Annotated in this window: 4 protein-coding genes; all 4 read left to right on the top strand. The window is 58.4% G+C overall.

Annotated elements, in window-relative coordinates:
• Positions 1–854: D-amino acid aminotransferase (locus P8014_RS20315; RefSeq protein ID WP_337819155.1), on the top strand; the 854-nt coding region annotated here is incomplete at its 5' end.
• The gene (locus tag P8014_RS20310; RefSeq protein WP_337819154.1) at positions 854–1,570 is read left to right on the top strand and encodes a hypothetical protein; all 717 of its coding nucleotides are present in this window, start codon (positions 854–856) and stop codon (positions 1,568–1,570) included. The genes P8014_RS20315 and P8014_RS20310, both read left to right, overlap by 1 nt.
• Positions 1,571–1,865: 295 nt before the next feature.
• Positions 1,866–2,540, top strand: a complete 675-nt coding sequence (locus P8014_RS20305; protein ID WP_337819153.1) for a GntR family transcriptional regulator — start codon at positions 1,866–1,868, stop codon at positions 2,538–2,540.
• Positions 2,541–2,893: 353 nt separating this feature from the next.
• The gene (dctP, locus tag P8014_RS20300; RefSeq protein WP_337819152.1) at positions 2,894–3,604 is read left to right on the top strand and encodes a TRAP transporter substrate-binding protein DctP; all 711 of its coding nucleotides are present in this window, start codon (positions 2,894–2,896) and stop codon (positions 3,602–3,604) included.
• Positions 3,605–3,791 lie beyond the last annotated feature (187 nt).

The following is a 3,791-nucleotide window of genomic DNA, read 5'->3' as shown; positions in this document are numbered from 1 at the left end:
TCCTCATCCATGTCAATGGCCGCATCGTGCCCAAGGCCGAGGCCGTGGTCAGCGTCTATGACAGCGGTTTCATGCTCGGCGACGGCGTGTGGGAAGGGCTGCGCCTGTACAACGGCCGCTGGGCGTTTCTGGACGACCACCTGGACCGGCTGTTCGAGGCGGCCAAGGCGATCGATCTCGATATCGGCATGGGACGTGCGGATGTAACAGCCGCGCTGGAGGAGTTGCGCGCCGCCAACGACATGGAAACCGACGCCCACGCCCGGCTGATGGTGACGCGAGGGGTCAAGAGCAGGCCGTTCCAGCATCCCTCGCTGTCCCGCTCGGGGCCCAGCGTGGTGATCATCATGGAGCATTCGAAGCCGAACATTCCGCGGCCCGTGCGGCTGGCTACCGTGCCGCACCTGCGGGGCCTGCCGATGACGCAGGATCCGAAGTTGAATTCGCACTCCAAGCTGAACTGCATCCTGGCCTGCATCGCCGCCGAGAAGGCGGGGGCGGACGAGGCGCTGATGCTGGACGTGCACGGCTTCGTCAACACCACCAACGCCTGCAACTTCTTCATCGTGCGCAAGGGCGAGGTGTGGACCTCGACCGGTGACTACTGCATGAACGGCATCACACGAGGCAAGGTCATCGAGCTTTGCCGTGCTAATGGCATTCCGGTTCACGAACGGAATTTCTCCCTGGTCGACACCTACGGCGCCGACGAAGCCTTTCTGACAGGCACCTTCGGTGCTCAGACGCCGGTCGGCGAGATCGATGGTCGGGTGATCGGCAGCGGGCAGATGGGGCCGATGACAGAACGGCTACGGGCACTGTACAAGAAACTCATCGCACAGGAGTGCGCCTGATGCGTATCGCGATGTGGTCGGGACCGCGGAACCTGTCGACCGCGATGATGTACGCTTTCGCTGCGCGTGGCGACTGCGCCGTATGGGATGAACCCTTCTACGCGGCCTATCTGCAGGCTACCGGTATTGATCATCCCATGCGCGAAGAAATCATCGCGACGGGAGAAACCGACCCGGGTCGGGTGGCGGCGGCCTGCGCCGGCGAGATCCCGCAGGGCAAGAGCCTCTGCTATCAGAAGCACATGACGCTGCATATGATTTCGGGCTTCCCTCGGGATTTCATGCATGCCTGCGAGAACGTCTTCCTGATCCGTCATCCGGCACGGGTGGTGGCGAGTTACGCCAAAAAGCGTGAAGGGCCGACGCTGAATGACATCGGCTTCGTGCAACAGGCAGAGCTGTTCGACGAGGTGGCCGACTGGTTGGGACGTACGCCGTTGGTCATCGACAGCGCCGATATCCGCGCCAAGCCGAGGGAGGCGCTGGAAAAGCTGTGCAGCGCCCTGGGTATCGCGTTCACCGAGAAAATGCTGCACTGGCCGGTCGGCGGGCATCCGGACGACGGTGTGTGGGCTGCGCATTGGTATGCGGCGGTTCATCGCTCTAGCGGTTTCGCCGACCCGGAAGGCACCCTGCCGGAGCTTTCGGATGAATACGCGAGACTGACGGAGGCGGCGCTGCCGTACTACGAGAAATTGCGTGCCTATTGTCTGTGATAGACCATTTGCCTTTGCGAATCGAAGCTTTGAGCCCCGGAACGTTGTGTCGGGTCGCTAGGCGGTTTTGAATGAGTCTGTGATTGCAACGTCACTTAGCTGGACCTCGGCATGCCAAGTTCTCATATCTCCGGGTGCAGGGCGAAGACGGTGAGGAGGCTCTGGTCGGTTCTGTAGAGCGACGGCTTGCGGCAGTTGCAGTAGGGGGCGTTTTCGCAACGTGCTTTGCTTCATTCCATGTTATCGAACGCTCTGGCAAAAATACCTGATATAATTATTTTTCACCGATATTATTGTGTTGCGGCATGTTATGAATAACCCAGTTGAAACCTCTGTTGGGGAAACCGCATACGGACGCATCCGAAACGACATACTGTTCGGTGTCCTCGAGCCTGAGCGAAAGTTGAAACTGGAAGGCTTGCGCGCGGCATACAGTGTCAGTGTTAGCACTCTGCGGGAAACGCTGAATCGATTGGTCGCGGATGGCTTCGTCATTGCCGAAGGCCAGAAGGGATTCCGTGTTGCGCCGGTTTCCATGGAGGGCTTGCGCGAGGCGGCGGAACTGCGGGAACTACTCGAGTCCTATGGCTTGAGGCGTTCGATCGAAAATGGAGATATCGATTGGGAGGGACGGGTTGTCGCGGCCCAGTACAAACTCGCATCGATGGAAGCCCGAATGATCGAAGGCAAGGACGTCGATATCCAGCAATGGAAGAACTTCGACCGTGAATTCCATACCGCGCTGATTTCCGCATGCGGTTCTGCTGCTTTGGAGCGCGCCTACAACGCGGCCTACGATCATTTCCTGCGTTTTCAGGTGGTCAAACACAATTTTCGAGGCGAGCAGGCGGCGAAGGAGCATGAGCAGTTGATGCGTTTCGCGCTGAACCGAGACGCTGAAGGCGCTGTCCGTGCGGTTGCGGAGCATATCCGTCGGGGTGTCGAGCACGCCACGCAAACCGGCATATAGCAAGCCGCGAATTTTTCTCCAGCGCATTCCGGCCGCTGGAATTTCTGTATCGATCAGCACGTTCCACACTCGCGGCCTGTCGCAGAAGCATGCCCGTCGGAGTCTCCCCGTGTCCCCAAGTATGCGAACAACGTCGCTTGCGGCTTCGAACGCATGCGACGGTACGTCGAAGCGTTATTCAAAAATATGTGTGATAATTTGAAATGTCATATAAAAATAATAAAAAGTTTGTAATGGGAAATTAACCGTCTATTATCGGGTTATCCTATGCTTCAGGCCGAGTCTGGAGGATACGGGCAAGGATGCGAACCGACATCGACTTAATAATTTGAGCGTCAGCAGGGGAGTGGATCATGCGCAAGACAACTGTTAAGAGCATGCTGGTTACGGCGACTGCCGCCGTCAGCCTCGCGGCGGCAGCGGCGGCAGCGGCGGCATCGGCTGAAAACTTGACTATCACCTTTGCCCATGTGGATCCCCCGCAATGGCAAACGTCCAAGAAAGGCGCGGCTGCGCTGGTTTTCCAGAAGTTGGTCGAAGCGCAGTCGGGCGGGAAAATCAAGGTCAAACTGTATCCATCGGGCCAACTGGGCGGCGAGACTCAGCTTGTGCAGTCGGTACAGGACGGATCGCTGACCATGACCATGGTTTCCGGCGCATTTACCCGAGTCTGCCCCGCGGCCTCAGCGCTGCAGATTCCCTACATGTTCCCGTCCGCGCCCATTGCCTGGAGGGTATTGGATGGCCCCTATGGCCGCAAATTGGCTGCACATTGCCTTGCGAAGACCGGTTTGCGCGTGCTGGCCTACGGGGAAACCGGTTTCCGTGATTTCACCAATAACAAGCATCCGATCAAGAGCCCCAAGGATATGCGGGGCCTGAAGTTTCGGGTGCAGAACGTTCCGCTCTACGCGCAGTTGGTGAAGGATCTTGGCGGAATTCCGACACCGATTTCCTGGCCCGAGACGCCGAATGCATTGGCCACGGGCGTCGTGGACGGAGAGGAAAACCCGGTTTCGGTTATCAACTCCAATAACAGGCCGTTGAAAATTTCCCCGATTTAGCGGCTATCGTGTTGATCAGGGTCCATTGGCGACGTGCCCCTTCGAATCTGGGGCCTGATTTTTCCGAGAACAGCCCAAATCCCGATCTCTGGGCGCACCGATCCCTTGATGTGGGCCTTCAACATGCTGCCAGCCCCAGGTTGCGCATGCGCACCAGATTGTAAGCGGCTGCACTGAGCACGAACTG

The organism is Acidihalobacter sp. (assembly GCF_037381185.1).
In the GTDB taxonomy this organism is placed as follows: Bacteria; Pseudomonadota; Gammaproteobacteria; order DSM-5130; family Acidihalobacteraceae; genus Acidihalobacter_A.
Note: the sequence above shows the minus strand (reverse complement) of the source record. Positions and strands in the feature narration are given on the sequence as shown.